Raw genomic sequence first — 25,986 nt, 5'->3', positions numbered from 1 at the left:
TACCACCAGCAAGCATTGAAGAACCTTTTATGGCTCGCCCGTTCCGTCCAGCTCGCGCAGACGCTCGCGCCAGCGTTCGGGCGTCTGCGGTTTTACGAACAGCGCCACGATCGGCAGCTTGGCTTCCTTCGTCCGCGCTTCGATCGTGCGCACGCACTCTTCGATGTCCACCGTGGTCAGACGATCGTCGAACGCCGCCGACACCGCGACCAGCACCTGATCCGGCCCCATCTGCACGGTGAGCATGCCGTTCACCGCCTCCACGCCCTTTACCTTGCCCGCGATGCTGCAGACCTGCGCCAGCAGTTTGGGTTGCGCCGGTTCGCCAATGAGCAAGGCTTTGCTTTCACGCGCCAGCATGATCGACGCGAGCGCAAGCACCACGGCGATGCCGATCGATGCCCAGCCATCGATGCGCGGGTCGCCCAGCGCGTGCGACAGGTACACGCCGAGCGCAGCGATGGCGAGACCGAGCAGTGCCGCGCTGTCCTCGAACAGCACGGAGAACGTGGTGGGATCCTTGGTCGTGCGGAACGCCTCGAAGTAACTCAGCTTGCCCTTTCGACGCTGCACGCTTTTCAGGGACAGCCACCACGAAGCACCTTCGAAGACCGCACCCACCGCGAGCACGATGTAGTTCAGCGTCGGATCGCGCAGCGGCTCCGGCGAAAGAATGTGATTCACGCCCTCGTACAGCGAAAAGCCTGCACCCAGCGCGAGCACCAGCAGGGCGACAATGAAGCTCCAGAAATACAGTTCGCGCCCGAAGCCCAGGGGATTGTCGCGATCCGGCGGGCGTTGCGAGCGGCGAAGGCCGTGCAGCAGCAACACCTCGTTGACGCTGTCCACGAGGGAATGCACGCCTTCGGACAGCATGGCGGAACTGCCGCTTATGGCGGCAGCGATGAACTTCGCCACGGCAATACCGACATTGGCGGCCAGCGCGGCATAGACAACGAGACGTGGGCTGTGGGCCATGGTGGATTCCTTGATTGGTCCCAAAGGTAACAGTCGCGCTGTGTCGTCAAAAGCAAAAAGGCCGCGCTTTGCAGCGCGGCCTTCTCGTTTGCAGAATCCTGACGCGAATTACTTCGCGAACAGGTGTTCCACGCCAGCGCGCTCTTCGCGCAGTTCCTTGTTCGTCGCATCGATACGAGCCTGCGAGAACGCATTGATGTTCAGGCCCTGCACGATGGCGTACTTGCCGTCCTTCACCGTTACCGGGTAACCGAAGATCACGCCCGGCTCGATGCCGTACGAGCCGTCGGACGGAATGCCCATGGAGACCCAGTCGCCCTCGGCGGTGCCGAGCGCCCAGTCGCGCATGTGGTCGATGGCGGCGGAAGCAGCCGAAGCGGCCGACGAGGCGCCACGCGCCTTGATGATCGCCGCGCCGCGCTGCTGCACGGTCGGGATGAAGGTGTCGGCGTACCAGGTCTGGTCGACCTGCTCCAGCGCCGGCTTGCCGTTCACGGTGGTCTCGTGCAGGTCCGGGTACTGCGTGGAGCTGTGGTTGCCCCAGATGGTGACCTTGCGGATGTCCGTGGTGTGCGCGCCGGTCTTCTCGGCGAGCTGCGACAACGCGCGGTTGTGGTCGAGGCGGACCATGGCGGTGAAGCACTTCGGATCGAGGTCCGGTGCGTTCTGCTGCGCGATCAGCGCATTGGTGTTGGCCGGGTTGCCGACGACCAGCACGCGCACGTTGCGCTTGGCGTGATCGTTCAGCGCCTTGCCCTGCGGGCCGAAGATGGCGCCGTTGGCTTCGAGCAGATCCTTGCGCTCCATGCCCGGACCACGCGGACGCGCGCCGACGAGCAGCGCATAGTCCACGTCCTTGAAGGCGACGTTGACGTCATCGGTGGCGACCACGCCAGCGAGCGTCGGGAACGCGCAATCGTTGAGTTCCATCACCACGCCCTGCAGCGCGGGCAGCGCCGGGGTGATTTCGAGCAGGTGCAGGATCACCGGCTGGTCCGGACCCAGCATGTCGCCGGCGGCGATACGGAACAGGAGGGCATAACCGATCTGGCCGGCTGCGCCGGTGACGGCAACGCGAACGGGTGCTTTCATCTTTCGACTCCTTGGAATATCGCTTGGACTGACGTTCAGGTGAGCTCGGCGAAGAACTCGACGATGCGGGCCATGCCCTTGTCGAGCGCCTCGTCCGGGCAGGAATAGGAAATGCGCAGCGCGCGCGGCTCGCCGAACGCGGAGCCCGGCACGCAGGCCACGCCCTTGGCTTCGAGCAGTGCGGCGCAGAAATCGACGTCGGACGTGATCGCCACGCCGTTGTGCTGCTTGCCGAAGGCGACCGAGATATCGGGGAACGCATAGAACGCGCCCTGCGGACGCGGGCAGACCACGCCGGGAATAGAGACCAACGCGTTGTAGACGCGATCGCGCTTCGCCGCGAATTCCGCGCACTTGGCGGCGGGGATGTCCTGCGGACCGGCGAGCGCTGCGACGGCCGCCGCACTGACGACTTCCGGCAGGCTGGTGATGTGATTGGAATTGAGCGTGGTGACAGCAAGCGCCACCGCTTCCGGCGCGGCGATGAAGCCCACGCGCCAGCCCGGCATGCCGTAGGTCTTCGACAGCGAGTCGACGAAGATCACGCGGTCCTTCAACTCCGGGCGCACGTGCACGAAGTTGTGGTAACCCACGCCGTCGAACACCATCGTGTTGTAGATGTCGTCGGTGATGACCCAGGTGTCCGGGTACTTTGCGATCACGTCGGCCAGCGCGGCGATTTCATCGCGCGTATAGACCATGCCGGTCGGGTTGGACGGGTTGTTGAACAGGAACACGCGCGGCTTGCGTGCCAGTGCGGCGTCGAGCTGAGCCGGGGTGAGCTTGTAGTGCTGCTCGGGCGGGCACGGCAGGATATTGATCCGAGCGCCGACGATTTCCGCGATATCGAGATAGCTGGTCCAGTACGGCGCGGGGAAAGCGATTTCATCGCCCTCGTCGAGCAGCGCTTCGGCCAGGTTGTAGAGCACCTGCTTGGCGCCGACGCCGGTGGTGACGTTGGCGCGGGTGTAGCCGGTGAGACCAAGCGCCGCGATGTGCGCGAGGAAGGCGTCGATCAGTGCGTCGGGGCCGCGGTTGCTGCCGTACTGGCCGGAATCCTTCGCCAGGGCCTCGCGGGCCGCGGCATACACGTGCTCGCCGGGGAGGAAGTTCGGTACGCCGATCGAAAAACTGACGATGTCCCGTCCTTCGGCCTTGAGGCGCTTGGCCTTCTCGGCAATGACCATGATCGCGCTGGGCTTGGCGCGGCCGATACGCTTGGCGAGCTGCGGCATCGTTTCCTCGGGAGGGAGCGGGACAAAGGCCGCTATTTTAACACGGCCCCGGCGCCGGAATGGTCACCGGCGGGAGCCGCGTTGGCGGCTCCCGCACGGTCGGCTCCTCACGAGACGGACGACGCGCCTTGGCGCGCATCCAATACCTCGTTCCACTTCTTGACGTTGTCGACCTGCTTTTCCAGCAGTGCATCGACGTCGCCTTCGACGATCACCTTCTCGATCGTGTCGCCCTGGCGGATCGCGTCGACCACCTTCTGGTCGTCGGCACCGAGCACTTCGCCGAACACGCTGTGCTTGCCGTCGAGCCAGGGCGTCGGGCCGTGCGTGACGAAGAACTGCGAACCGTTGGTGCCCGGGCCAGCATTGGCCATGGAGAGGACGCCCGGCTTGTCGTGCTTCAGGCTCGGGCTGAACTCGTCGCCGAACTTGTAACCCGGACCGCCGCGGCCCGAGCCCTCCGGGCAACCGCCCTGGACCATGAAGTCGGCGATGACGCGATGAAACGACAGGCCGTCGTAATAGCCGCGCTTGGCCAGATTGACGAAGTTAGCCACCGTAACCGGGGTCTTGTCGTCGTGCAGGCGCAGGTGAATGTCGCCCTTGTTCGTCTTCATGGTGACGTTGATGGTCATCGCGATTCCTGTAACTCGTTGAAATGCGGCACGGTCGCAGCGCTGGACCGCCCCGGGGGACTGCAAAGGCTACCGAAGATGGCGCCCGAGTCCCAGGAGTTCAAGCGGTTGCGTGTGACGAAGGACTCAACGTTCCGGCAAGGCGAGCATGGCGGCGTCGAGAGCGCCCGCGCCGCGGGGCCGCGTGTCGCGCACGGCGGCGTCTTCCGGCAACGGCCTGCCGTCGGCCAGGTGCGCCCACGCGCGGTCGAGCGCGGCATAGCCGAACGGCAGCAGCGGGGCGTGGCGGTCGCCGAAGTCGGGAAAGGCCAGGAACGCATCGAAATGCTGGGCGTACGGCACCTTCCAGAACACGGGGGAGCGGCCCGAGGCGCGCAGCCACTTCACATACGGATCGGAGCTGAAAGCGACGGGGATCAAGCCGTCCTGCGCCCCGTGGACCACGAGGATGGGCAGGTCCGCGCGCGGCAGGGCCGCGGCCGTCGCGTCCACGGCCTCGTGGAGCCGATGCGCATCGGCGCCCTGCCCCGTCCACAGCTCGCGCAGGCAGAGGTTGCCGGGCAAGGTCGGATCGGGCGAAAGGTCGGTCCCTCCGGCAAGCACCACGCCGGCCCCGGGCGGCACGCCCGAGCCGTCGGACCACCATGCGGCGCGAATGGCAGCATCGACGCCCGTGGCGATTCCCGCGGTCTGCGCACGATAAGAGAACCCGCAAGGCATGTCGCCCGCCGGTCGCTTCAGATACGCGGATGCATACGCCGCGGTGACGGCGCGCCACAGATCCAGCGACGTGGACGAGGCGGCGACGGCCAGCGCGTCGTCCTGCCAGCCGGACGCACGCAGCATGGCCAGGGCCTCCGCGGCCTGCGCGCCGGGCATCACGGCGGACAGGCGACCGTGTGCACGCAACGACGCACAGCGGATCGCCCATGCCGGCGGCGGCACGTGAGCCACACGGGCGAACGGCACGCCGTCGAACTCAGGCGCTGCGAGGGCGCACGGCAACAGCAGCGCCGCCTCGGTGGCGTAGTCATAGAACGGCCGGCCGCGACCGGCCACGTGGATGTTCGGTTCCAGGGCGACCACGGCGGCGAGGATGCCTTCGCTGTCGTCGCCTGCGGCACGCAGCACCGCGCCGCCGCCGTTGGAAAGACCGGTAGCGATGATGCGCGTGTTCGCGGGCGTGAACGGCGCTTCGTTCGGAAAGGCGCGGTCGAGCATGGCGAGCCCGAAGCGCGCTGCCTGCAACACGTGGCGGCCCCAATCGGCCTCCGGGTTGTCGCCCGAGTGCGCGTGCTTCACCGCGATGCCAGCGCCGGCTGCAACACCAACAGGCTCGAATTCCAGCGGCGCCTCGCCGGCTTTGGCGCGCGTGCCGTCCAGCCGGACGCCCGTGCCTTCGGCGGTATCGAAATAACCTGCGCCGGTGCCCTTGTCCGTATAGGCGACCGCGCAACCGCGCGGAAGACCCCAGCCGCCAGCCAGCGCGATGGCGCCGTAGATGCCGCGGGAACCGGACGACGCCGTCACCACCAGGCAGCGCCGGGTGCGATCGAAGTCGTCGGGCACCTGGACCAGTACACGGTGAGGCGCATGCGCGCCCGGGAGCGTCGCGAACGCGGTGAACTCGCGCCCCGGCACTGCCGGCACTGCGCCATACACGGTACCGAAGCCGCCCAGCGGACCGAGATCGGCGATGCCCTTCCAACTGCTCTGAATCGCGCGACGACGCAGTTCCGCGGGCGTGGGCGCCGACGGGTTGGCGAAGGCGCTGGGCATGCCGGCGAGACCGCGCAGGCCCAGACCGGCGCTCAGCAGGTCGTCGCCATGGCGATGCTCGGTAACGCGGACATCGCCGAAATGGTCAGGTGCAGACATGGAGCCTTTCCTCGTGGCGGGCGCCGTCGCGCAGGACAGCACACCGAACGAAAAGGCGGCGACGACGGCCAGGGGGAAGATGCGTGACATCGGTGCACGATAGCAAGCGCACCGCCGCCCGCCATCGTACGAAAGGGCAGCACGATCCGCGCGCACTCGACGCGGCGGCGATACACGGCTACCGTCGCGGGCGATGAATCGCATCCTCGTTGCCGACGACCACCCTCTCTTCCGCGCGGCCTTGCGTCAGGCGGCAGCTGCCGCTGTGCCCGATGCCGAGGTCGGCGACGTTGCGGACCTCGACAGCCTGCTCGGCGCACTCGCCGCCGCGCCCGATACCGATCTCGTGCTGCTCGACCTGCGCATGCCAGGCAGTCGCGGCCTCTCCGGCCTCGCCGCCTTGCGCGGGCAGTTTCCTGGCGTGGCCGTATTGGTGGTGTCCGCGCACGACGAACCCTCGGTGGTGCGCCGTGTGCTCGCCCATGGTGCCGCCGGCTTCCTGCCCAAGAGCGCCGATCCGTCGGCCATCGCCGAGGCCGTGCGCAGCGTGCTGGAAGAGGGTCACTGGCTGCCGGCAGGTTGGGCGGAAGCGGTGGCTGCCCTGCCCGCCGATGCCGGCGACGCGCAACTCGCCGCGAAACTCTCACGGCTGACGGAGCAGCAGTTCCGCGTGCTTTCCATGCTCGCGGAAGGGTTGCTCAACAAGCAGATCGCCGATCGCCTCGGCGTGCAGGAACGCACGGTGAAAGCGCACGTGACCGCGATCTTCGAAAAGCTCGAAGTGCGCAATCGCACGCAGGCGGGTGTGTTGCTGCGCTCGCTGGACCTCGGCAGCAACGAACCCTGACGGTCCGCGCGCGGGTTAGGAAGGTTCGCGGCGTGCGACCAGCCGCTGCATCGCCTGGCGCAGTGCCAGCGGCTTCAGCGGCTTGTACAGCACGCTTCCTCCCGCTTCCTGCAAGCGCGCACGCAGGTCCGCGTCGCGGTCGGCGGTGACGAAGATGGACGGCACGTCCCCGTAGCGCTCACGCAGCACCGCGAGCGCATCGAGCCCCGTGCGCCCGCCGTCGAGGTGGTAATCGAGCACCATAAGGTCGGGAGTCTGTGCGTCCCCCTGCGGCGAGCGCAGTGCATCCACGGTCCAACCGAGACTACGCAGAAGACTCGCGGTCGCCGCCAGGGCGACGGGATCGTTGTCGATCACGATCGCATGACCGGTAGGCACCGCCAGCGGCGCTGGCATCGCGGTCGGTGTGGCACGGCCCCTCGGAGCCACCGGCACACTGACCTCGAATACCGAGCCGCGCCCCGGCCACGAGCGAAGCCCCAGCGGATGGGCAAGCAACGCGGCCGTGCGCTCGGCGATGGCAAGACCGAGGCCAAGCCCCTGCCCGGCTGCCGACTCACCACGTCGGAACGCTTCGAAGATCACGTCGTGCTCGGATGCCGCAATGCCCGGCCCCGTATCCCATACCTCGATCCGCACGTTGCCATCGACACGCCGGCAACCGAGCAGCACGCGCCCGCCCTCGGCGTAGCGCAAGGCATTGGCGAGGAAGTTCTGCACGACGCGGCGCAGAAGCTGCGGGTCCGTGCGCACCCATATCCGGGTCGGTATGCAGTGAAAGCGTATGCCGCGCTCCGCCGCGAGCGCGCGACCTTCCGCGGCCAGCGGCCCCAGCACCTCCGTAAGCGCCACGTCCGCGATACGCGGTGACAACCGCCCGCCTTCAAGCCGCGCGATATCGAGCAGGCCCGCCAGCAAGTCCTCCGTGGCGGTCAACGCGCCATCGAGATGGCGCGCCGTGTCTGCGTCGCCATGACCCGTACGCAAGGCGTGGGCAAAGAGCTGCGCCGCATGCAGCGGTTGCAGCAGATCGTGGCTCACCGCGGTGAGGAAGTGGCTCTTCGCCTCGTTCGCCTGACGCGCTTCGGCGGTGGCTCGCTGCAGTTCGACCGTGCGTTCGGCCACGCGCAGTTCCAGCGTTTCGTTCGCGCGAATCAGTTCCTCTTCCGTTTCGCGAAACGAGGTCACGTCGGTGAAGGTGGCGACATAGCCACCGCCCGGCATGGGATTGCCGCGGATTTCCACGACGGTGCCATCGGGAAAACGTCGCTCGGCAAGATGCGGCGATCCGGAGCGCATCCAGGCCATGCGTCGCTCCACCCGCGTATCGACGTCGCCGGGGCCGATGAGGCCGCCCGCGATGTTGTGGCGAACGAGGTCCGCCGCGGGGCGTCCCACACGAAGCATGTCGGCCGGATAACCGAACAGATCGGCATACGGCCGATTCCATGCCACCAGGCGCAACTCGGCGTCCACGACGCAGATGCCTTGGCTCATCGTCTCCAGCGCGGCTTCGAGCACGCGCTGGTTGAAGCGCAGATCTTCCGTGGCTTCGCCCACGATGGCGGCCACGGTATCCAGTTCGTCCTGGCGCTGGCGATGCACGACTTGCAGCAACAGACGCGCCGAGCCTGCGCCGATCACCGCCGCCAGCTCGTGCTCCACCAGTGCTGCGCGTGCGCTGCCTGCTGCGCCGCGCGGCGCAGCATCCGCAAAGAGCGCGTCCACGCGATCGACCGGCAGGAAACGTGCGGCGAGCGCACGCAGATCGCCCGCATCCACACCGCCGAGTTCCGCCGAAGGCTGCATGGCTCGGCCGTAGCGCGATGACGCTACGAGCGCGACGGTCGCGAGATTCGCGCCGATGCCGAGCACGACCGCCCGGCCGATGCGACTCCAGTCGTCGAGACCCAGGAGCCGGTCGGGTGCGAGCCAGCCGATGCCGAAGGGGCCTTCGGCCACCCAGCTCGGTGGCGGCGTGACCAGCGCTGGCAACACCACGTACATCCAGACCAGCGTGCCGACGGCGAGTCCGGCACCCACGGCCCGCGCGCCGGTTCGTGGCCGGTACACGGCCAACAGCAGCGCAGGCGCTAGACCGGCGAGTGCGGAGAACGAGATACCACCGATATCGGCCAGCGCGTCGTTGCCCGCCAGCATGCGGCTATACGCCCAGGCGAGCAGGATCACGCCCACGATGGCGAGGCGACGCTGATTGATGACCTGGCCGCGCAGATCGCCACGCTCGTCCCGGCCCCAGCCACCGAGCACGCGAACCGGCGCGATGAAATGGTTGACGACCATGAGGCTCAACGCGAGCGTCGCGACCACCACCATGCTCGTCGCGGCGGAAAGCCCACCGAGGAAGGCAAGCAAGGCAAGCCCTCCCTGCTCCCGGGACAACGGCAGCGCCAGCACGTAGAGATCCGAAGGCACGCCGAGCGGCGCCAGCGTCGCATCGCCCAGCCGCGCCAGCGGCAGAATGGGCAGCGAGATCAGCAGCATGTAGAGCGGGAACAACCAGCGCGCCGTCGCGACGTGGCGGACATCGCGACACTCGACCATCCCGGCATGGAACTGGTGCGGCAGCGTGAACATCGCGAGCGCACCGAGCAGGATCAATGCCGGGAAGCCACTCGCGTCGCGCGGCATCGCGGCGACGCGCGCCATGGCCTCGGGGTCAGGACCCGGGCCAAGCAGCAGGCTCCCCAGCGCAAGCATGGCGCCGAGCTTGAACAACGACTCGAAGGCCATCGCCAGCACCAGCCCGCGGTTGTGCGCCATGGCCGAGGCCCGACGCGTACCGAACAGCGTGGCGAACGCGGCCATCAGCAAGGCGACGTAGAGTGCGCTGTCCTGCCACGCGGGTGCCTCTGCATCGCGGCCGCGTGCAAGCAGACCGTAGCTCATCGCCACGGCCTTCAACTGCAACGCAAGATAGGGAACGATGCCGATCAGCATCACCACGGTGACGAGCGCCGCCAGCCCTCGATGACGACCGAGTCGCGCGGAGACGAGATCGGCGACCGAGCCGGCGTTGTAATCGCGCGCCATGACGACGAGGCGTCGGAGGACCCCGACCGCCAGGGCGTACATGAGGATGGCGCCGATGAAGGTCGGCGGCAGCCACCAGCCGGAGCGCGATGCCTGGGTCACCGTGCCGTAGAACGTCCACGACGTACAGTGGATCGCCAGCGAGAGCGCATAGACGATCGCCCACCGGCGTTCGAGGAACGCGGGGCGCCGCTCGCCGAACAGCGCCACTGCAAACAGCATGCACAACCACAGTCCGGCGGCGGTCGTGACGAGCCAGGGGCTCACGAGGGGGCTCCGTGTTCAGGCCCGTGACGGGCGCTGACAACGCGGCGCCCGAGGCACATGGTCATTTCACGGCGGGCAGGCCCAGGCCATGCAATGCATCGACCAGCCAGCGGAGTTGCACGCCCGCGCGGGTGTCGTAGTTTTCTCCCGAATATCCCCACCAGTCCCAGCATGCTTGCGGATTCAATGGCGCGAACACTGCGCGCGTCTGAGGATACAGCACGGCCACGTCGTACACGTCCGCCCAGCGATTGAAACCGGCGTCCTCGACGAAGGCCTTGCCGACCAGATCGGCATTCTGCTTGCAGCCGTGCAAGGCGACCATCACGCCGCACGGCTTGCCGGCAAGGCAATCGGGCGGCAGGTAGACGAAACCGCCGGCGGCCAAGAAGGCGTCCTTGCCATCGCTGCGATAGGCGTCTTGATCGAAGGCGCGCAGCTCGCCCTTGGCCGTGCCCGCGGCATGCGCCGGTTTGCCGTAGAGCTTGGCGAAGATCTCGCCGGCCGCGTCGAAACCGCAATGACCGAGGAACGGCGAGACCGACTTGCCGCAATCGTCCCCCGCAGCGCTAATGGGCAGATTGTGCGCAAAGGCACGATCGCCATCGTCGACGACGGTCATGCCGGCCAACGCCGGATCGCCCTTCTTCAAGGCCTCGTAGAAGCCCGCGGACGCATGCCCCACCACGGGTGCGACGAGCGCGTCCTGAGCGCCATGCAAGGCGTAGATGCGCGCAGTGGCGAGCTTGGACAGCGGTCCGATCTCGCCCTTGGTCGCGCGCGTGCGCGCCTGCGTCGCCAGTGCATTGACGTCGGGTGCCGGCGCGCCCTTCATGCAACTGCCGAGCGCCGTCTCCAGCTTGCCGCCCGCGCAGCCATAGGGACCTCCGGCCACGAGCGCGGCCCCGTGGAACACGTCCGGATACGCGACCTGCGCCTGTGTCGCCATGTACGCGCCTGACGACAGGCCGGCCACGGTGACGCGCGCCGGATCGATCTTGAGCGACGGCAGCTTCGCCGGAGCGTCGGCGGCCGACGCACTTCCCGCGACAAGCATGGCCACCAGCAACAGACGTTTCATCGAAGTCCCCCGCATCAGAAGTTGTACCGAACCGACGCGTAGTAATTGCGCGGCATGCCGTAGTACGCCGTGCGGATGTTACCCACGCTGGAGAACTCCTGCCCATCGGTCTTGTAGACCTTGTTGGTGGCGTTGCGCACGCCGGCACGGAACTGCCAGTGACCGTCGCCGGAATCGAAGATGCCGAACGCCCCGACCAGCGTGTATGCCTTCTGGCTCAGCGCCGCGTAGTTGTCCACGCTGAGCCAGGTTTCCGTGCGGTACGACGCATCGGCGCCCAGCGTCAGCGCGCCCCCGGCGAGGTTGAAGGTCTGCGTCGCCGCCACGCGCGCCGTCCACTTCGGCGAGAACGGCACGTGGTCGTGAATGGTCGGGTTGTACTGCGGATTGGACGGATCGAGGCGGGCATCGTCGAAGCGGTCGTACTTCGCCTTGAGATAGCCGATCTGCGTACTCAGGCGGGTGCCCTCGCCCAGCAGCGCCACGCCTTCCGCTTCGAAACCGTCCATCTTCAGCTTCGCCGCGTTGATCACCGGGAAGGCAAAAGTCGGCGTGAGCGAGCCCGGGTTCTGGATCTCCGACACGCGAGCCTGGAAATCCTTGTAGTTGCTGTGGAACGCGGCGAGATTGGCCTGCAGGCGGTTGTCCGCACTACGCATCTTCAGACCCGTTTCGAAGGTCCACACGTATTCGGGATCGAACTCCGCCGTCTTCGCCTCGGCCGCCGAGTTGGCGCGGCCGTTGAAGCCGCCCGACTTGAAGCCGCGGCTGGCGGACACGTACCACATCGTCTGCGGATCGAACTGCTTCTGCAGACTCACCGTGGGCGTCCAGGCATTCCAGTCCTTGCTCCGCGACAGCGGCACGGTTTCGTTCAAAGCGGTCAGCGGCGCGCCCCAGAACGTACTCGTGGTGCGGTCGTAGTCCTTGCTTTCCTTGCTGTAGCGAATGCCAGCCGCCAGCGTCCAGCTCGGCACGAACTCCCAGTTGACGTGCGCGAAGCCGGCCCAGCTCTTCGTCGTCAGGTCGTCGCCGATCGTGCGCAGGAACGGCACCGTGCGACCGGCCACGGCGAACAGGTCGTCCGCAAACGCGTACTGGGTCGAAGGTACGTTCTCGCGCAGGTAATAGGCGCCGAACACCGACTGCAGGTTGCTGCCGTTGTCGAATGCAAGCTGGAGTTCCTGGCTGGCCTGCTTCTGACGGAAACCGACGAAGACGTCGCCCAGTTCGTATTGCGACGCGTCGATGTCGATGTAGGAATCGCTGTCGAGCTTGCGATAAGCCGAGATGCTCTTGAGGCTCCACTGGTCCGAGAGCTTCCAGTTCATGTTGAGCGCCACGCCCTTGTGCGTGAGCTTCTGGCCGTCACCCGGAGGGAACGAGGTCTGCGTGTGGAAGTTGTACTTCTCGTCGAGGTTCGGCTGCAGGAGCGTGACCGAACCGAACACCAGATCGGTCCGCTTCAGCGGTGACACCGGCTGGCCCAGCGTCAACGCCGTATCCATCTTCGTATAGTCGAGAGTCAGCACGCCGTCGAACGTGTCGGACGGGTGGAAGCGCAGCTTGCCGCGGACCGACTTCGTATTGTCGTTATTGAAATCGCGGCCGCTGTAGTTGTGAACGTAGCCGTCGTTGCGGGTCACCGCACCGGCCAGCGACGCGGACCAGGCGCCGTCCTTGCTCAGCGGCGTCGATCCGTAGAAGCGGCCCTCACGCCGACCGTAGTTGCCGAAGGTGGCCTCGATCGACCCTTCGGGCGTGGTGCCGGGATTCTTGGTTACGACCTTGACCGCGCCGCCGGTGGAGTTCTTGCCGTACAGCGTGCCCTGCGGCCCACGCAGCACTTCGACGTGATCGACGTCGAACAGGCTGATGAGCGCACCCTGGATACGCGAGTAGTACACGTCGTCCACATACATGCCTACGCCGGGATCGAACGTCTGCAGTGCATCGGGCTGGCCGATGCCGCGGATGAAGATGTTGACCGACGACGACGATCCGCGCCCCTGCACGATGTTCATGTTCGGCACCGCGCCCTGCAGCGCATCGATGCTGGTGGCCTGAAGATCGCGCATGTCCTCTTCCGAGAACGCACTCACCGCCACCGGCACCTTTTCAAGCGATTCCTCGCGGCGGCGCGCGCTGACCGTCACCTCGGTCAGTTGCGTAGCTTCCTGCTGCTTCTTCTTCGCTTCCGTCGTCGGCGCGTTCGCCTGGCCGGCGTCCTGCGCCTTGGCCGGCAGCGTGGCGGCGAGGCCGATAACTAGACCGATCGCCAGCGTCAGCGGTGCGTGCTTCATGGACATCCCCCGGATAACCGATGCGCGGCGCCCCCTCGGCGCCGAATGACCGAAGCATAGGAACCGGTCATGAGGGGCACACTTGTACCTTGGTACAGTGCCACGCCGCACGATGCCTGCGGATACTCGCCGTTCGACGGACGCATGCGCCGATCCAGGGGACGAACGTTTCGATGGCATTGCTGATCGTGCTGGCCGCGCTGGCCTTCCTGATGCTGGTGGCCTACCGCGGCTATAGCGTCATCCTGTTTGCGCCGGTCGCCGCGCTGGGCGCGGTGCTGCTCACCGATCCCGGTCTGGTGGCACCGATGTTCACCGGCCTGTTCATGGACAAGATGGTCGGCTTCCTCAAGCTGTACTTTCCTGTGTTCATGCTAGGCGCCGTGTTCGGCAAGCTGATCGAGCTGTCCGGCTTCTCGCGTGCGATCGTTGCCGGCACCATCGGTCTGCTCGGCGAGAAGCGCGCCATCCTGTCGATCGTGCTGGTCTGCGCGCTGCTCACCTACGGCGGCGTCTCGCTGTTCGTCGTGGTGTTCGCGGTGTATCCGTTCGCGGCGGAACTGTTTCGCCAGGCCGGTATTCCGAAGCGCCTGATCCCCGGCACGATCGCCCTGGGCGCCTTCACCTTCACCATGGACTCGCTGCCGGGCACGCCGCAGATCCAGAACATCATTCCCACCGCGTTCTTCGGCACCGACACCTGGGCGGCGCCGTGGCTCGGCAGCCTGGGCTCGATCTTCATCCTCGGTGTCGGCCTGCTCTATCTGGAGCGACGGCGGCGTGCGGCCGCGCGTGCGGGCGAGGGCTATGGCGACGACCTCGCCAACGAACCGGCGGCATTCGTCGACGCGCGTCTTGCCCATCCACTCGTGGCGCTGTTGCCGTTGCTGGTGGTCGGCATCGCGAACAAGCTGCTGACGCTCGCCATCCCGCGCCTCTATGGCAGCACGCAGTCGTTCGTTCCCACCGTTGTCGGCGATGCGCCGCCGGTCGTGCAGGACGTCGCGAAGGTGGCCGCGATCTGGGCCGTCGAAGGTGCCTTGCTGCTTGGCATCCTGTGCGTGCTCGTCTTCGCCTGGCGCCCGGTCTCGCGGCGCTTCGCCGAAGGCAGCAAGCTCGCCGTCAGCGGCGCGCTGCTCGCATCCATGAATACCGCGTCCGAATACGGCTTCGGCGCCGTGATCGCCGCCCTGCCCGGCTTCCGCACCGTAGCCGACGCACTGCACGCCATTCCGAATCCGCTGGTGAACGAAGCCGTGTCGGTCACTGCGCTGGCCGGTATCACCGGATCGGCGTCGGGGGGCCTGAGCATCGCACTCGGCGCCATGGCCCAAAGCTTCGTGCAGAACGCGCAGGCCGCGGGCATTCCCATGGAAGTGCTGCACCGCATTGCCGCGATGGCGTCGGGCGGCATGGACACCCTGCCGCACAACGGCGCCGTCATCACGCTGCTGGCGGTGACCGGACTGACCCATCGGCAGTCCTACCGGGACATCTTCGCGATCACCGTCATCAAGACCCTCGCAGTCTTCGTGGCGATCGTCGCCTACTACGCGCTTGGGGTGGTCTGACCGGCGCGCACACACCACGGAGGCAAGCCATGCGTTCCACGATGCTGCTGTTCGCCCTGCTGTTGCTCGTTTGCGGTTCCACCCACGCCGCCTGTGTCGATACGGTCGTGCTCGTACACGGCAACACCGGCAGTCCGTCCGATTTCCAGGCCACCCACGACCTGCTCCGGCAGCGCGGCTACAGCGAGTCGCAGATCATCGCGCCGAGTTGGGGCAACGGTCTCTGCGCAGCGTGCAACGACCACAACGGCAGCGAGGAAACGCCCGTACGCGAAGCCATCCTCGATGCGCTGGCCTCGTCGTGTACCGGCAAGATCGACGTCATCGGGCATTCCATGGGCGCCACGCTCGCCGCGCACGAGATCGACGTGATGGGCGCGGCCGGCTCGGTGAATACGTTCATCGGCATCGCCGGCGCCTTCCACGGCCTGTGGAGCTGCGGCACCTATCCGTTCAACGTGGCGACCAGCACCTGCGGCGCATGGGGCCTGTCGGTGAACAGCCCCCTGCTCAACGGCATGCAGGGCCGTCGCTTCGGCGCAAAGATGTATTCGTTCAAGTCCTACGCCGATGAGATCAACTGCTACGGCGGCGTCTGTCTGGTCTATGGCGTGCATACCTCGCAGATCCAGGGCGAAACGGCCAGCTATACCTTCCCCTATGGGCACTACGGCCTGCTCTGGTACACCGCCACGCAGCAAGTGAATTTGCTCTAGTCCTCGAAAAGCGCATGGCGCTCGTCCTGCGCTACCGGGATGGGCGCGATGCGCTGCTATCCTTCCCCCGCCCGGCAGGAGCCGGATGAATCCAAGGGGAAGAGCAATGGTTGCCCGTCGTACCGTCCTGTTGTCCGCCGCCATCGTCACGGCACTCGGTCTTGCCGCGTGCCACAAGAAAGACGAGGCGCCCACCGCCGATCCGAAGGCCGTTGCCGCCGCGCAAGCAGCCATTGCCGCGCCGGCGTGGATGCGCCAGCACCTGCCGGCGCAGACCGTGGCCTACCTGCGTATACCGTCGCCGTGGGCGATGATTGGCGGTGTTCCGAACGGTCGTCCGCTCGACACGGCGTTGTCGAGCAAGGCGCACCTCGACGCGGTCCAGCGCATCCGCGACGGCATGGCCAAGGACAAGGTGCTGGCCGATATGAAAATCGCGCCGCTGGTCAATCTGCTGCTGAGCGACCTGCGCTCGCCGGTAGAAGTGGCGCTCGTCGACCCGCTGGGCATTCCCGCACCGACCTCGCGCCTGGTGCTGACCGCGCTGCTGGATTACCCCAGCGTGGACGCGTTCAACGCCCGCATGGCGGCGCTCGATAAGCCGGTACTCGCCGCGCCACTGGATGCTCAGGGTGACGGCCAGCTCACGAGTGGCGGCGCGGTCCGTTACGTCGCTGCCGAACACCGCCTGTGGGTGACGCAGTCCGCGCAGGCACCAAGCGACAAGGCGACGCTCGACGAGCTTGCCGCCACCTTCGCCAAGTCCACCGCGGCAACGGCACCTGCCACGCTGTCTGCGCTGGAGCCGCGCATCGACACGTCGGGCGAAGGCCTGTTCGGCTGGGTAACGGTCCGCGGCGTTGGCGGAGTAGCCGCGGCGCAAGCCGGCGACTCGCCGTTCGGCAAGCTGCCCGCCGACTTCGCCTCCAAAGCCGACGCCGTCGCGTTCGGCGGCGGCACCGTCGATGGTCGCGCGCAGTTCCGCGTGATCGTGCATGCACCGCAGGCACGGGCCCTCTCCTACCTCGCGCCGCATAGTTTCGCCCCGACGCTGAAGAGCGCGGGTGAACCCCACTGGGCGATGACGCTCTCGCTGCCGACGGCCCAGGCATACAAGACCTTCGAAGACAATCTCAACCTGGACTTCGGCGCGGATGCGGCGAAGAAGTACCACGAGGGCATCGAGAAGATGCGCACCCGTTACGGTGCGACGCCTGCGGACTGGTTCCGCTGGTTCGGCCCCGAGATGATTGTCTTCTCCGACGACGCCGGCTTGTTCTACGCGATGCGTACGCCGGATCGGAAGGATTGGTACGCGCGTATCGACGCGATGTCGGCCAAGGGCTGGAAGACGGGCGAGTCGAGCGTGGACGGCACGAAGGTGCATTGGCTGTCGATGCCCGGCCCCGGCATGGACGACGAGGACATCGCGCACGTGGATCCCTCGATCAGGCCCTTCATGAGCTTTCTTTCCCGCCTCGGCGGGCGCTCGTACTGGATCGAGGACGGCGACTGGGTCGTGATGGCGAAGGTGCCCCAGGCGCTTTCCGACCGCGTCGCCGCCAAGCCGGATACGTCCCTGGACGACTGGTTCAAGGCCCGCGCCTATCCGGGCGGCCGCACGCTGATCGGCTACACCGCCACGTCGCACGGCGCGCAGCGCGAGGCCTACTACTCGTACATCCAGATCCTCCAGCTCCTGGGCACCGCCGTCGGTGCCGATCTCGACATCACCACCCTGCCCTCGGCGCACACGTTGAACCTGCCCGATAAGGGCGTGATGGGTGCCGCGGTGGAAGCCGACAACGACACCTTCGGCGTCGCCTTCACCTACGAGCAGAGCCCGGTGGAACTGGTGGGCGAAGTCGGGGGCATGGGCGCCGTGGCGGGCGTGGCGATCGTGGCCGCCATCGCGGTACCGCAGTACCAGGAATACACGCTGCGCAGTCAGGTCAGCAGCGCTTTGGGCGCCGCCGATGCGGCGAAGGCCGCCGTGGCCGAGCGCCGCCAGACCAGCGGCAAATTCCCGGCGACCAACCGTGCCGCCGGCCTGGGTGCCCCGGAGACGCTGGGCAACGACTATGCCGGCGCCGTCGAGGTGGGCCCCGGCGGCGAGATCGTGGTCACCATGGACGCCACGCCGCCGCACAAGACCGACGCCAAGCTGGACGGCGCCACGCTCGTGCTGACGCCCCGGGTCGAGGGCAACGGCGTGGCCTGGAGCTGCTCGGGCGAGGGCGTGGAGCCCAAGTACCTGCCGGCCACCTGCCGCGACGAGCCCCTGGTCCCCTGAGGGGGCCGCCGGGAGGCCGTGAAAGCGGCCTCCCGGCCGTCATGCGAACGTCGCCATTTTCCTTTATAATCGGCGGCTTCCCATACCAAAGAGGTGCACCGGCTGAAGGCCGGCGCATGACGCATGTCGATCGAAAACCTGCGCAATATCGCCATCGTGGCTCACGTCGACCACGGCAAGACCACCCTCGTCGACCAGCTTCTCAAGCAGTCCGGCACGCTCAACGAGCGCACCGTGCTGGCAGAGCGCGTGATGGACTCGAACGACCAGGAAAAGGAACGTGGCATCACGATCCTTGCCAAGAACACGGCCATTACCTGGGAAGACAAGAAAAAGGGCGTCAAGAACCGCATCAACATCGTCGACACCCCGGGACATGCTGACTTCGGCGGTGAGGTCGAGCGCGTGCTGTCGATGGTCGACACCGTGCTGATCCTGGTCGACGCGATGGACGGCCCGATGCCGCAGACGCGCTTCGTCACGCAGAAGGCCTTCGCGATGGGCTTCAAGCCGATCGTCGTGGTCAACAAGGTCGACCGCCCGGGCGCGCGTCCCGAGTGGGTCGTCGAGCAGGTATGGGACCTCTTCGCCAAGCTCGGCGCCACCGACGAGCAGATGGATTTCCCGATCGTCTACGCGTCGGCGCTGAACGGCTACGCGTCGCTCGACGAGAACGCTCGCGAGGGCGACATGACGCCGCTCTACGAAGCGATCATGCAGCACGCACCGAAGCCGGACGTCGATCCGGACGGCCCGTTCCAGATGCGCATCAGCCAGCTCGACTACAACAACTTCGTCGGCGTCATCGGTATCGGCCGCATCCAGCGCGGCACCCTCAAGAAGGGCATGCCGGTCGCCGTGATCGATCGTGAAGGCAAGAAGCGCCAGGGCAAGGTCGTGCAGGTGCTCGGCTTCCTCGGCCTCGAGCGCATCGAGCAGGATTCCGCCGAAGCGGGCGACATCGTCGCCATTTCCGGCATCCCGGAGCTGACCATTTCCGACACCGTCACCGCGCTGGAGGTGCCGGAAGCGCTGCCGCCGCTGAGCGTCGACGAGCCGATGATCAGCATGACCTTCCAGGTCAACAACTCGCCGTTCGTCGGCCACAAGGATCTCTCGGGCGGCAAGTTCCTCACCAGCCGTCAGCTGCGCGAGCGCCTCGATCGCGAGAAGGTCCACAACGTGGCGCTGCGCGTCGAAGACGGCTCCGACGCCGACAAGTTCCTGGTTTCCGGCCGTGGCGAACTGCATCTCTCGGTGCTGATCGAGAACATGCGTCGCGAAGGTTACGAGCTGGCCGTGTCGCGTCCGGAAGTCATCATCAAGGAAATCGACGGCCAGAAGATGGAGCCGATCGAAGAACTGGTGATCGACGTCGAGGAAATCCACCAGGGCGGCGTCATGGAGCGCCTCGGTATCCGCAAGGGCGAACTCAAGAACATGGTGTCCGACGGCAATGGTCGCGTGCGTCTCGAGTATGAAATCCCGGCACGCGGCCTGATCGGCTTCCAGAACCAGTTCAAGACCCTGACCCAGGGTTCGGGCCTGCTGTTCCACGTGTTCAAGCACTACGGCCCGTACACGCCGGCACCGATCGCCAAGCGCCAGAACGGCGTGATGATCGCCAACGCGGCAGGCACCACCCCGGCCTACTCGCTCGGCCCCCTGCAGGAACGCGGCAAGCTGTTCGCCGCCGAAGGCGACTCGGTGTACGAAGGCCAGCTGATCGGCATTCACGCCAAGGACAACGACCTCACCGTCAATGCCATCAAGCCGAAGCCGCTCACCAACATGCGCGCCTCCGGTAAGGACGATGCGATCCAGCTCACCCCGGCGACCAAGTTCACGCTGGAGCAGGCGCTGGACTTCATCGACGACGACGAACTGGTCGAAGTCACGCCGAAGGAAATCCGTATGCGCAAGAAGCACCTGACGGAAAACGACCGCAAGAAGGCTTCTCGCGGCCAGGGTTGATTCTCTCGCTGATGCGATAACGAAAGACCCGGCTCACGCCGGGTCTTTTTTTGCGTCGTGTACCGGTTAGGAGTCGCGTGACTCAGCCTTCGCCAGCGACGGGACCGCGCTTTTCGGCCTGACGCATCAACGCCAGCAAAAGATCGATCTGTTCCTGCTGCTTCGCGAGCAGTGCGGTAAGTTGATCGGTGCGGATCTGATCGAGCTTGTCGTGCAGACCCATGATCTCGAGCTCAGCCTTGAGGTTGACCTTGTAGTCGTTGGCGGCATCGAGCCGGTCCATCGCTGCCTGGCGGTTCTGGCTCATCATGATGACGGGCGCCTGTACCGCGGCGAGCATCGACAGCAAGAGGTTGAGGAAGATGTACGGGTACGGATCGAACGGCTTGTGCAGCACGTAGGAATTCAAACACGTCCAGAGCGCCAGCACGCCTGCGAACACGAGGATGAAAGTCCACGAACCGCCGAATCGCGACACGTTATCGGCCAGCCGCTGGCCGAACGTGAGATCCGAGCGGTAGACGGCATCGACGTCCTCCGACACCAGCTTGTGCTGAGCCATGCGCTCCACGATGCGCCGCTCCGCTTGGGTCAGTTCGTCGAAGCTTTTGGCAAACCAGCGACGTGCGGCGCGCTCGGGGGTGTGCTCGGTGGATCCCATGATGCTCTCCTCGCAAGGGGTGGGGCGACGTGCCTGGCGCGAACGCTAGCATGCCGTACCTTTCACGGCCTTGCCGCGACGCCAACCACCTAAACGACTTGAGCCTCAGGAGCGCGACGAAGCCATGCGGCTCGCGAACGGCGGGGCCGCCGCATCGGCGGCGCGTACCGCACTCTCCACCTCGCCGCGAAAGCGCGGGAGATACCCGGGGCACTCGCGACGAACGTAGTCGATCAAGCCCTCGCGCACCTTGCAGCGCAAGTCCCACGATGCGCTGGAATTTGACGAACTGACCAGCGCGCGCAACTGCATCGCCTTCTCGTTGGCGTCCACCACCTGCAGTACGCATACGCGTCCGTCCCATTCGGCCGCCGACTTGCATAGCCGCTGCAGTTCGGCCCGCAGCGGCTCGAGCGGCAACCCATAGTCGAACCAGAGCATGACCGAGCCGAGGATCTGCGAGTTCGTGCGGGTCCAGTTCTGGAACGGGCGCTCGATGAAATACTGCAACGGCACGACCAATCGACGCTCGTCCCATATCCGCACGACGACATAGGTACTGGTGATTTCCTCGATCTTGCCCCACTCGTTCTCGATCACTACTACGTCGTCGATGCGGATCGGCTGCGTCAGGGCGAGCTGCATGCCTGCAATGAGATTTCCCAGCATGGGCTTGGCGGCCAAGCCGACCGCCAGACCGGCAATACCCGCCGATGCGAGAAGGCTGGCCCCAAATTGACGCACCGCCGGAAATGTCATCAGGGCGATGCCGATGCCCAGGACCACGGTGACCACCATGGCCGTGCGGCTGAGCACACGAACCTGCGTCTGTACGCGACGCGCGCGCAGGTTGTCGTCGAGATCGATAGGGTTGAAGCGCGAGACCGCCGCTTCCACCGCGCCGAGGCAACGCACGACGAACCACGTACACGCCACGATCAAGGCGAGTGCCAGAGCATGCTCCAGCGCGCCGACGAGCCGGACGGGCTCGTCTGGGGCGAGGCGACACGAGAGCAGCAGCATCGCCAACGGCACGATGGTTTCCATGGGCGCATTCGCTCGCGCGACGATGCTCGCCCCCATGGGATGCCGTATGGCAAGACGGCGCAGCAACGCATGCACCACACGGCGGAGGATTCCCGCGACCACGAGCGCGACCACAACGGCCAACGCAAAACGCGTCCACGGATGCGCGATATCTGGCATCCAGTCGGTCAGGTTCATGGTGACTTAGCCTAACGCCCCATATGTCCACGTTCTGTTGTGATGCAACATCGTGGGGGTGGAGCGCCAGCAGCGGCGGGCGAGGCACCCGACGGATAGAATCGCGCTCATGCCCCTCCCCAGTGCGAGCGAACGCTTCATCCTTCCCGACGTGCTGCGACCCGGCCTCCGTCTGGTGTTCTGTGGCACGGCCGCAGGCGCGCGCTCCGCGCGCGAAGGCGCGTATTACGCGCATCCGGGCAACATGTTCTGGCGGACATTGTTCGCGACAGGGTTGACGCCGCGCCTTCTCCTGCCTGCGGAGTATCCCCTGCTGCCCACCTTTGGGCTGGGCCTCACCGACCTGTCGAAGTTTCACTCCGGCAACGACGCCGAGTTGCCGGTCGACGCGTTCGACGTGGCCGCGCTGCGCGACAAGATCGACCAGTTTCGCCCGACCGCCCTCGCCTTCACCAGCAAGCACGGCGGTGTTGCGGCGCTCGGCAAGGGTGTTACCTATGGCTTGCAAGAGACCCGGTTCGGTGACGCACACGTTTTCGTACTTCCCTCACCCTCGGGCCAGGCGCGCAGGTCGTGGGATCTTCGCGCCTGGCAGGCGATGGCGGATTTCGTAAAGGCTCGAACCGCCGACGCCCGACGCTGAGGTCTTCAGCTGGGGCCTGGATTCACCGTTCGATAGCGGTTACATCATCAGCTCGACAAACGTACGACCCAGCCGGCCGTGGAATCGAAGGATCCGCCTGCGAGGACGATCTTTCCATCGGGTGCGAGCTCCGAAGTGAGTACCCAGTTATCCGTCCTTCCGAATGGATTGATCTTCGTCCAACCGTTGGGAGCACCGAAGTTGCGATCGAGCGAGCCGTCCGGCAGGTAGCGCGCCACGAGGATGTCGACCGTACGCGCTTTTGAATTAGTTGCCTGCCCCACAACCACAATCTTGCCGTCAGTCTGGACCGCCACACTTGTACGGAAGTCGTACTTCGTATCCGGTTCCAATAGATCGAGCCGCACGGGCTGGCCTTGATTGAACGAAAGCAACGGTTTGCCTGTGGCGTCCAGGCCAACCAATATCGCTGCTTGTCGTTCGCCTTCGTTGGACCACCCGCTCACGAAAATATTCCCGTCACGCGTCACATGCACCGCGCCGAAAAGCGTGTTCGATGTACCTTGCGGCGACTCAACTACCGCAAAGCCCTCGTCGCCAAAATCAGCGTCGAGATGACCGCTTTTATCATAGCGGGCGACACAGGCTTTGGTGTTAGTGAAAGTGCCTACCCAGCCAGCGACGACAACTCTGCTGCCTTCATCCGCATTCATGTCATGACTGACAGCGAGTAAAACCGTTGTACCGTAAGCGGGATGCTGGACGCGGACAGCGCCGCCATAACCAAAGCTCTTGTCCAACCGGCCGTTGGAGGTGAAGCGAACAAGATGGCTCCAGCCGGCGCCGCCAAAACCCATGTCACGCACGAAATACGCGCCGCCACCCGGTGCCGGAACGATTCCGCCATGCATGGCCCCTACCGCACGGAACGCTCCGTTGGACATGGCGTCTGATCGCGCCATGCCGTAGGCATAAGACACTTCGCTGGAAGATTCCCCGGAAGGTCTCGACGTCAGGGGATCAAGGATGTGGGTAATGGTGCCCGAGTCGCCGAATGTGGAATCGAGATCGCCTTCCGCCGTGAAGCGAGCCAAGCCGATGGTCCTGTTGACCACCACCGCTGCGGTGACTCGTCCGTCACTCCCCCGTATCACGCCCATGGGAAACGCGCTCGACGAACGCATCTGCACCTGGGTGGACGCCACGCCATCGGCACCGAAATTGGCGTCTGCATTGCCTTCCGCATCGACACGAGCTACCAGCAAGGTCACCCCCTTATCGGCGTCGTCAACATCCATAGTTGCTGTCAGATACATACCGCCATCCGTCAAACGCAGCATGCCACCTACTACCCTGTTGAACGGTGGCCTGAACTCTTTCTCAACCTCACCGCTCTTCGCTTCCTTGCTCATGACGCTCTCCTTATTCCGATTTTGCATCCTTGACCCGGCCTCTCGGATGAAAGCCGTCCCACATCCGTCTTTGGCAAACGCACGGTCACGTTAGACCGTGCTTTCGAGCAGCTCCATACAACGTTTGCACTATGAGGCGTGGTAGTGGGCTACAGCGAACGTCTCCAGGCTCAGCCGCCCGGCGTGGAACGGTAGGCACGCACGTCGTTGGGCGACACCGAGGGCGCCTTGTTCGACCATGCCTGACGGATGTACGTCACCACCGCCGCAGCATCGTCGTCGCTGAGCGTCTGCGAGAACGGCGGCATCGAGTACGGGCGTGGGTTGCCTGCGGTGGCGGGCGAAAAACCACCGGAAAGCACCGTGCGGATCGCATTGATGCCCGTGGGCTCGGTGACCGAACCGTTGCCATCCAGCGCGGGATAGGCATCGCCCTTGCCTCGGCCGTCCGCCGCATGGCAACCCGCGCAACGATCCGCGTAGACCTTCTGGCCATTCATCGCAAGTTCGCGCGCGTTGGCCGCCGATTCGCGCTGGGGAGGCGGATCGCGATCCGGCAACGACTTGAGATACGTAGCCATGGCGGCGAGGTCGGCGTCGTCCAGATGCTGCGTGCTTCGCAGCACCACCTCCGCCATCGGTCCCACCGCCACACCCTTCGACGAACGGCCGGTCTTCAGCAGAGCTACAACGTCCGCTTCGGTCCACCCGGCGAGGCCTCCGTGCGTGCCCATCGATAGATCGGGCGCGTACCAGTTCTGCACCGGCACGATGCCGCCGGCCAGGAAAGGATCGGTGACCATCGCGCCGAAACTGTTCCGCCGTGCATGGCATTCGTTGCAATGGCCCAGGCCCTGCACGAGATAGGCGCCGCGGTTCCACGCTGCGGAGCGTGCGGGATCGGGGGTGTATTCGCCTTCGTCGAAATACAGCGCGCGCCACGCCGTCATCAGCGAGCGCATGCGATAAGGCCAGCGCAGGGTGTCCGGTGTCGCAGCGTGGCGCACGGCCGGCAGGCTCTTGAGGTAGGCGAAGATCGCATCCGTATCCGCGCGTGTGACCTTGGTGTACGAGGTGAACGGAAACGCCGGATACAGCGATCGACCGTCGTGCCCTTCACCCGAGTGCATGGCGCGATAGAAGTCATCGGCGCTCCATGCCCCGATGCCCGTTTCCGGGTCGGGCGTGAGGTTGGGTGCAGGTATGGCCCCGAAAGGGGTCGGCACGATGCGGCCACCGGCATACGGCTCGCCACGCCGCGCGGTGTGACAGGCGGCGCAGTCGCCCGCCGTGGCGAGGTATTTGCCGCGCTCCACGTCATCGGCGTGTGCGAGCGTGGCAGCAGCGCTGAGGGCAAGCCAGATCATCCAACGGAATGCGCGCGTCATGTCAGCCTCCCAGCACGCCGCAGCGCAGCGGCGGTTTCACGCTGCCGGGCGGCTCGGCGTGTGCGTCGGCAGGCACCGGACGCTGCGCGAGCCACGCGGACACGGCGCTGATGTCGGCGTCGCTCAGGCGGCTGACGACGGTCGCCATGCAATCGGGCGCGACGGTGCTGCGCGTATCGGTCCGCCACGATCCCAACTGGGCACTGATGTAGTCGTATGGCAGGCCCACCAGACCGGGGATATCGGGCTGCACGCCGGTCAGGTTCGGACCATGGCATGCCATGCAGGCGGGAACGCCTCGTGCGGCATCGCCTTGCGTCACGAGCTGTTCGCCACGCGCCATGGCGGCCGGTGTCGTGGCCGGGATGGGATGACGCGTATAGGGCACGTCCTGCGCGGCGAAGTACTCTGCGATCTCGCGCATGTACGCATCGGTCAGCGGCGCCACCGTGTATTCCATGATCTCGTAGTGACGCAGCCCCCGCTGGAAATCCTGCATCTGTCGATGAAGGTAACCCGCCGGCTTTCCCGCAAGGCGCGGATTGAAGCCGTTGCTACCACCCTCGCCATGTTCGCCATGGCAGCTCGTGCAGGCGGCAATGCGCTGAACCAGCGTATCCGGAACCGGCGGCGCTTCCGCTGCCCAGAGGGAACCGGCGCAGAGCACGGCGGCCGCGGCAGCGAGCCGGCGGAGGAGACGTCGCATGAGTTACTCCCTTGGCGTAACGATGGCGAGCGCGCCGGGCCGGCCGCGCATGGCGTCCGGCCAGTAT

At 66.0% G+C, this 25,986-nt stretch carries 19 protein-coding genes; 6 read left to right on the top strand and 13 right to left on the bottom strand.

Going from position 1 to position 25,986, the window contains the following annotated elements; all coding sequences use genetic code 11:
• Positions 1-27: 27 nt before the first annotated feature.
• From BT115_RS00665 to BT115_RS00645, 5 genes are all read right to left on the bottom strand, one after another.
• On the bottom strand, positions 28-978 hold the full coding sequence (locus BT115_RS00665; RefSeq protein WP_072320644.1) for a cation diffusion facilitator family transporter: 951 nt from the start codon (positions 976-978) through the stop codon (positions 28-30).
• Between the two features lie 108 nt (positions 979-1,086).
• A complete protein-coding gene (locus BT115_RS00660; protein ID WP_072320643.1) occupies positions 1,087-2,070 on the bottom strand; it encodes a malate dehydrogenase in 984 nt (327 codons plus the stop codon).
• A gap of 35 nt (positions 2,071-2,105) precedes the next feature.
• Complete coding sequence (locus BT115_RS00655) at positions 2,106-3,305, bottom strand: aminotransferase class I/II-fold pyridoxal phosphate-dependent enzyme (protein ID WP_072320642.1); 1,200 nt, start codon at positions 3,303-3,305, stop codon at positions 2,106-2,108.
• Positions 3,306-3,412: 107 nt separating this feature from the next.
• Entirely contained in the window at positions 3,413-3,940 is a 528-nt protein-coding gene (locus BT115_RS00650) for a peptidylprolyl isomerase (RefSeq protein ID WP_072320641.1), read from the bottom strand.
• 126 nt (positions 3,941-4,066) lie between these two features.
• Positions 4,067-5,908: a 3-hydroxybutyrate oligomer hydrolase family protein gene (locus BT115_RS00645; protein ID WP_072320640.1), complete on the bottom strand. Its 1,842-nt coding sequence runs from the start codon at positions 5,906-5,908 to the stop codon at positions 4,067-4,069.
• Positions 5,909-6,011: 103 nt separating this feature from the next.
• On the opposite strand from BT115_RS00645, the gene BT115_RS00640 reads away from it, so the two are divergent.
• A complete protein-coding gene (locus BT115_RS00640) occupies positions 6,012-6,665 on the top strand; it encodes a response regulator transcription factor (protein ID WP_072320639.1) in 654 nt (217 codons plus the stop codon).
• Between the two features lie 15 nt (positions 6,666-6,680).
• On the opposite strand, the gene BT115_RS00635 is transcribed toward BT115_RS00640, so the two are convergent.
• The 3 genes from BT115_RS00635 to BT115_RS00625 form a co-directional block, all read right to left on the bottom strand.
• Positions 6,681-9,941, bottom strand: coding sequence for a hybrid sensor histidine kinase/response regulator (locus BT115_RS00635; RefSeq protein WP_072322162.1), 3,261 nt, complete (start codon positions 9,939-9,941; stop codon positions 6,681-6,683).
• A 106-nt stretch (positions 9,942-10,047) separates the two neighbouring features.
• On the bottom strand, positions 10,048-11,067 hold the full coding sequence (locus BT115_RS00630; protein WP_072320638.1) for an extracellular catalytic domain type 2 short-chain-length polyhydroxyalkanoate depolymerase: 1,020 nt from the start codon (positions 11,065-11,067) through the stop codon (positions 10,048-10,050).
• A gap of 14 nt (positions 11,068-11,081) precedes the next feature.
• A complete protein-coding gene (locus BT115_RS00625) occupies positions 11,082-13,370 on the bottom strand; it encodes a TonB-dependent receptor (RefSeq protein WP_072322161.1) in 2,289 nt (762 codons plus the stop codon).
• A gap of 173 nt (positions 13,371-13,543) precedes the next feature.
• Between BT115_RS00625 and BT115_RS00620 the strand changes: the two genes are divergently transcribed.
• The 4 genes from BT115_RS00620 (at position 13,544) to typA (ending at position 19,924) form a co-directional block, all read left to right on the top strand.
• Positions 13,544-14,941: a GntP family permease gene (locus BT115_RS00620; RefSeq protein WP_072320637.1), complete on the top strand. Its 1,398-nt coding sequence runs from the start codon at positions 13,544-13,546 to the stop codon at positions 14,939-14,941.
• Positions 14,942-14,970: 29 nt separating this feature from the next.
• Entirely contained in the window at positions 14,971-15,657 is a 687-nt protein-coding gene (locus BT115_RS00615; RefSeq protein WP_072320636.1) for an alpha/beta fold hydrolase, read from the top strand.
• 106 nt (positions 15,658-15,763) lie between these two features.
• Positions 15,764-17,950 carry a pilin gene (locus tag BT115_RS18225; RefSeq protein ID WP_177257333.1) on the top strand — a complete coding sequence of 729 codons (2,187 nt, stop codon included), beginning with the start codon at positions 15,764-15,766 and terminating at the stop codon, positions 17,948-17,950.
• Between the two features lie 123 nt (positions 17,951-18,073).
• Positions 18,074-19,924, top strand: a complete 1,851-nt coding sequence (typA, locus tag BT115_RS00605; protein WP_072320635.1) for a translational GTPase TypA — start codon at positions 18,074-18,076, stop codon at positions 19,922-19,924.
• Between the two features lie 82 nt (positions 19,925-20,006).
• Here typA and BT115_RS00600 read toward each other — a convergent pair whose 3' ends face one another.
• Both BT115_RS00600 and BT115_RS00595 read right to left on the bottom strand, forming a co-directional pair.
• Positions 20,007-20,585 carry a DUF1003 domain-containing protein gene (locus BT115_RS00600; RefSeq protein WP_072320634.1) on the bottom strand — a complete coding sequence of 193 codons (579 nt, stop codon included), beginning with the start codon at positions 20,583-20,585 and terminating at the stop codon, positions 20,007-20,009.
• A gap of 105 nt (positions 20,586-20,690) precedes the next feature.
• Entirely contained in the window at positions 20,691-21,809 is a 1,119-nt protein-coding gene (locus tag BT115_RS00595; RefSeq protein ID WP_072320633.1) for a mechanosensitive ion channel family protein, read from the bottom strand.
• Between the two features lie 109 nt (positions 21,810-21,918).
• Here BT115_RS00595 and BT115_RS00590 point away from each other — a divergent pair, with 109 nt between their 5' ends.
• A complete protein-coding gene (locus BT115_RS00590; protein WP_072320632.1) occupies positions 21,919-22,452 on the top strand; it encodes a mismatch-specific DNA-glycosylase in 534 nt (177 codons plus the stop codon).
• Positions 22,453-22,499: 47 nt separating this feature from the next.
• Here the strand turns inward: BT115_RS00590 and BT115_RS00585 are convergent, their stop codons facing one another.
• From BT115_RS00585 to BT115_RS00575, 3 genes are all read right to left on the bottom strand, one after another.
• Positions 22,500-23,825 carry a hypothetical protein gene (locus BT115_RS00585; RefSeq protein WP_072320631.1) on the bottom strand — a complete coding sequence of 442 codons (1,326 nt, stop codon included), beginning with the start codon at positions 23,823-23,825 and terminating at the stop codon, positions 22,500-22,502.
• Positions 23,826-23,995: 170 nt separating this feature from the next.
• Complete coding sequence (locus BT115_RS00580; RefSeq protein ID WP_072320630.1) at positions 23,996-25,213, bottom strand: cytochrome c; 1,218 nt, start codon at positions 25,211-25,213, stop codon at positions 23,996-23,998.
• A 1-nt stretch (position 25,214) separates the two neighbouring features.
• Positions 25,215-25,919 carry a c-type cytochrome gene (locus BT115_RS00575; RefSeq protein ID WP_072320629.1) on the bottom strand — a complete coding sequence of 235 codons (705 nt, stop codon included), beginning with the start codon at positions 25,917-25,919 and terminating at the stop codon, positions 25,215-25,217.
• Positions 25,920-25,986: the final 67 nt, after the last annotated feature.

Origin of the sequence: Luteibacter sp. UNCMF366Tsu5.1, assembly GCF_900119235.1 — a bacterium.
Lineage (GTDB): Bacteria > Pseudomonadota > Gammaproteobacteria > Xanthomonadales > Rhodanobacteraceae > Luteibacter > Luteibacter flocculans.
Note: the sequence above shows the minus strand (reverse complement) of the source record. Positions and strands in the feature narration are given on the sequence as shown.

Coding starts and splice junctions, on each gene's coding strand:
- BT115_RS00660 (WP_072320643.1), bottom strand. CDS start 2,070: ATGAAAGCACCCGTTCGCGTTGCCGTCACCGGCGCAGCCGGCCAGATC.
- BT115_RS00655 (WP_072320642.1), bottom strand. CDS start 3,305: ATGCCGCAGCTCGCCAAGCGTATCGGCCGCGCCAAGCCCAGCGCGATC.
- BT115_RS00635 (WP_072322162.1), bottom strand. CDS start 9,941: ATGCTGTTTGCAGTGGCGCTGTTCGGCGAGCGGCGCCCCGCGTTCCTC.
- BT115_RS18225 (WP_177257333.1), top strand. CDS start 15,764: ATGGTTGCCCGTCGTACCGTCCTGTTGTCCGCCGCCATCGTCACGGCA.
- BT115_RS00620 (WP_072320637.1), top strand. CDS start 13,544: ATGGCATTGCTGATCGTGCTGGCCGCGCTGGCCTTCCTGATGCTGGTG.
- BT115_RS00645 (WP_072320640.1), bottom strand. CDS start 5,908: ATGTCACGCATCTTCCCCCTGGCCGTCGTCGCCGCCTTTTCGTTCGGT.
- BT115_RS00665 (WP_072320644.1), bottom strand. CDS start 978: ATGGCCCACAGCCCACGTCTCGTTGTCTATGCCGCGCTGGCCGCCAAT.
- BT115_RS00580 (WP_072320630.1), bottom strand. CDS start 25,213: ATGACGCGCGCATTCCGTTGGATGATCTGGCTTGCCCTCAGCGCTGCT.
- BT115_RS00585 (WP_072320631.1), bottom strand. CDS start 23,825: ATGAGCAAGGAAGCGAAGAGCGGTGAGGTTGAGAAAGAGTTCAGGCCA.
- BT115_RS00630 (WP_072320638.1), bottom strand. CDS start 11,067: ATGAAACGTCTGTTGCTGGTGGCCATGCTTGTCGCGGGAAGTGCGTCG.
- BT115_RS00625 (WP_072322161.1), bottom strand. CDS start 13,370: ATGAAGCACGCACCGCTGACGCTGGCGATCGGTCTAGTTATCGGCCTC.
- BT115_RS00600 (WP_072320634.1), bottom strand. CDS start 20,585: ATGGGATCCACCGAGCACACCCCCGAGCGCGCCGCACGTCGCTGGTTT.
- BT115_RS00595 (WP_072320633.1), bottom strand. CDS start 21,809: ATGAACCTGACCGACTGGATGCCAGATATCGCGCATCCGTGGACGCGT.
- BT115_RS00575 (WP_072320629.1), bottom strand. CDS start 25,919: ATGCGACGTCTCCTCCGCCGGCTCGCTGCCGCGGCCGCCGTGCTCTGC.
- BT115_RS00615 (WP_072320636.1), top strand. CDS start 14,971: ATGCGTTCCACGATGCTGCTGTTCGCCCTGCTGTTGCTCGTTTGCGGT.
- BT115_RS00590 (WP_072320632.1), top strand. CDS start 21,919: ATGCCCCTCCCCAGTGCGAGCGAACGCTTCATCCTTCCCGACGTGCTG.
- BT115_RS00640 (WP_072320639.1), top strand. CDS start 6,012: ATGAATCGCATCCTCGTTGCCGACGACCACCCTCTCTTCCGCGCGGCC.
- BT115_RS00650 (WP_072320641.1), bottom strand. CDS start 3,940: ATGACCATCAACGTCACCATGAAGACGAACAAGGGCGACATTCACCTG.
- typA (WP_072320635.1), top strand. CDS start 18,074: ATGTCGATCGAAAACCTGCGCAATATCGCCATCGTGGCTCACGTCGAC.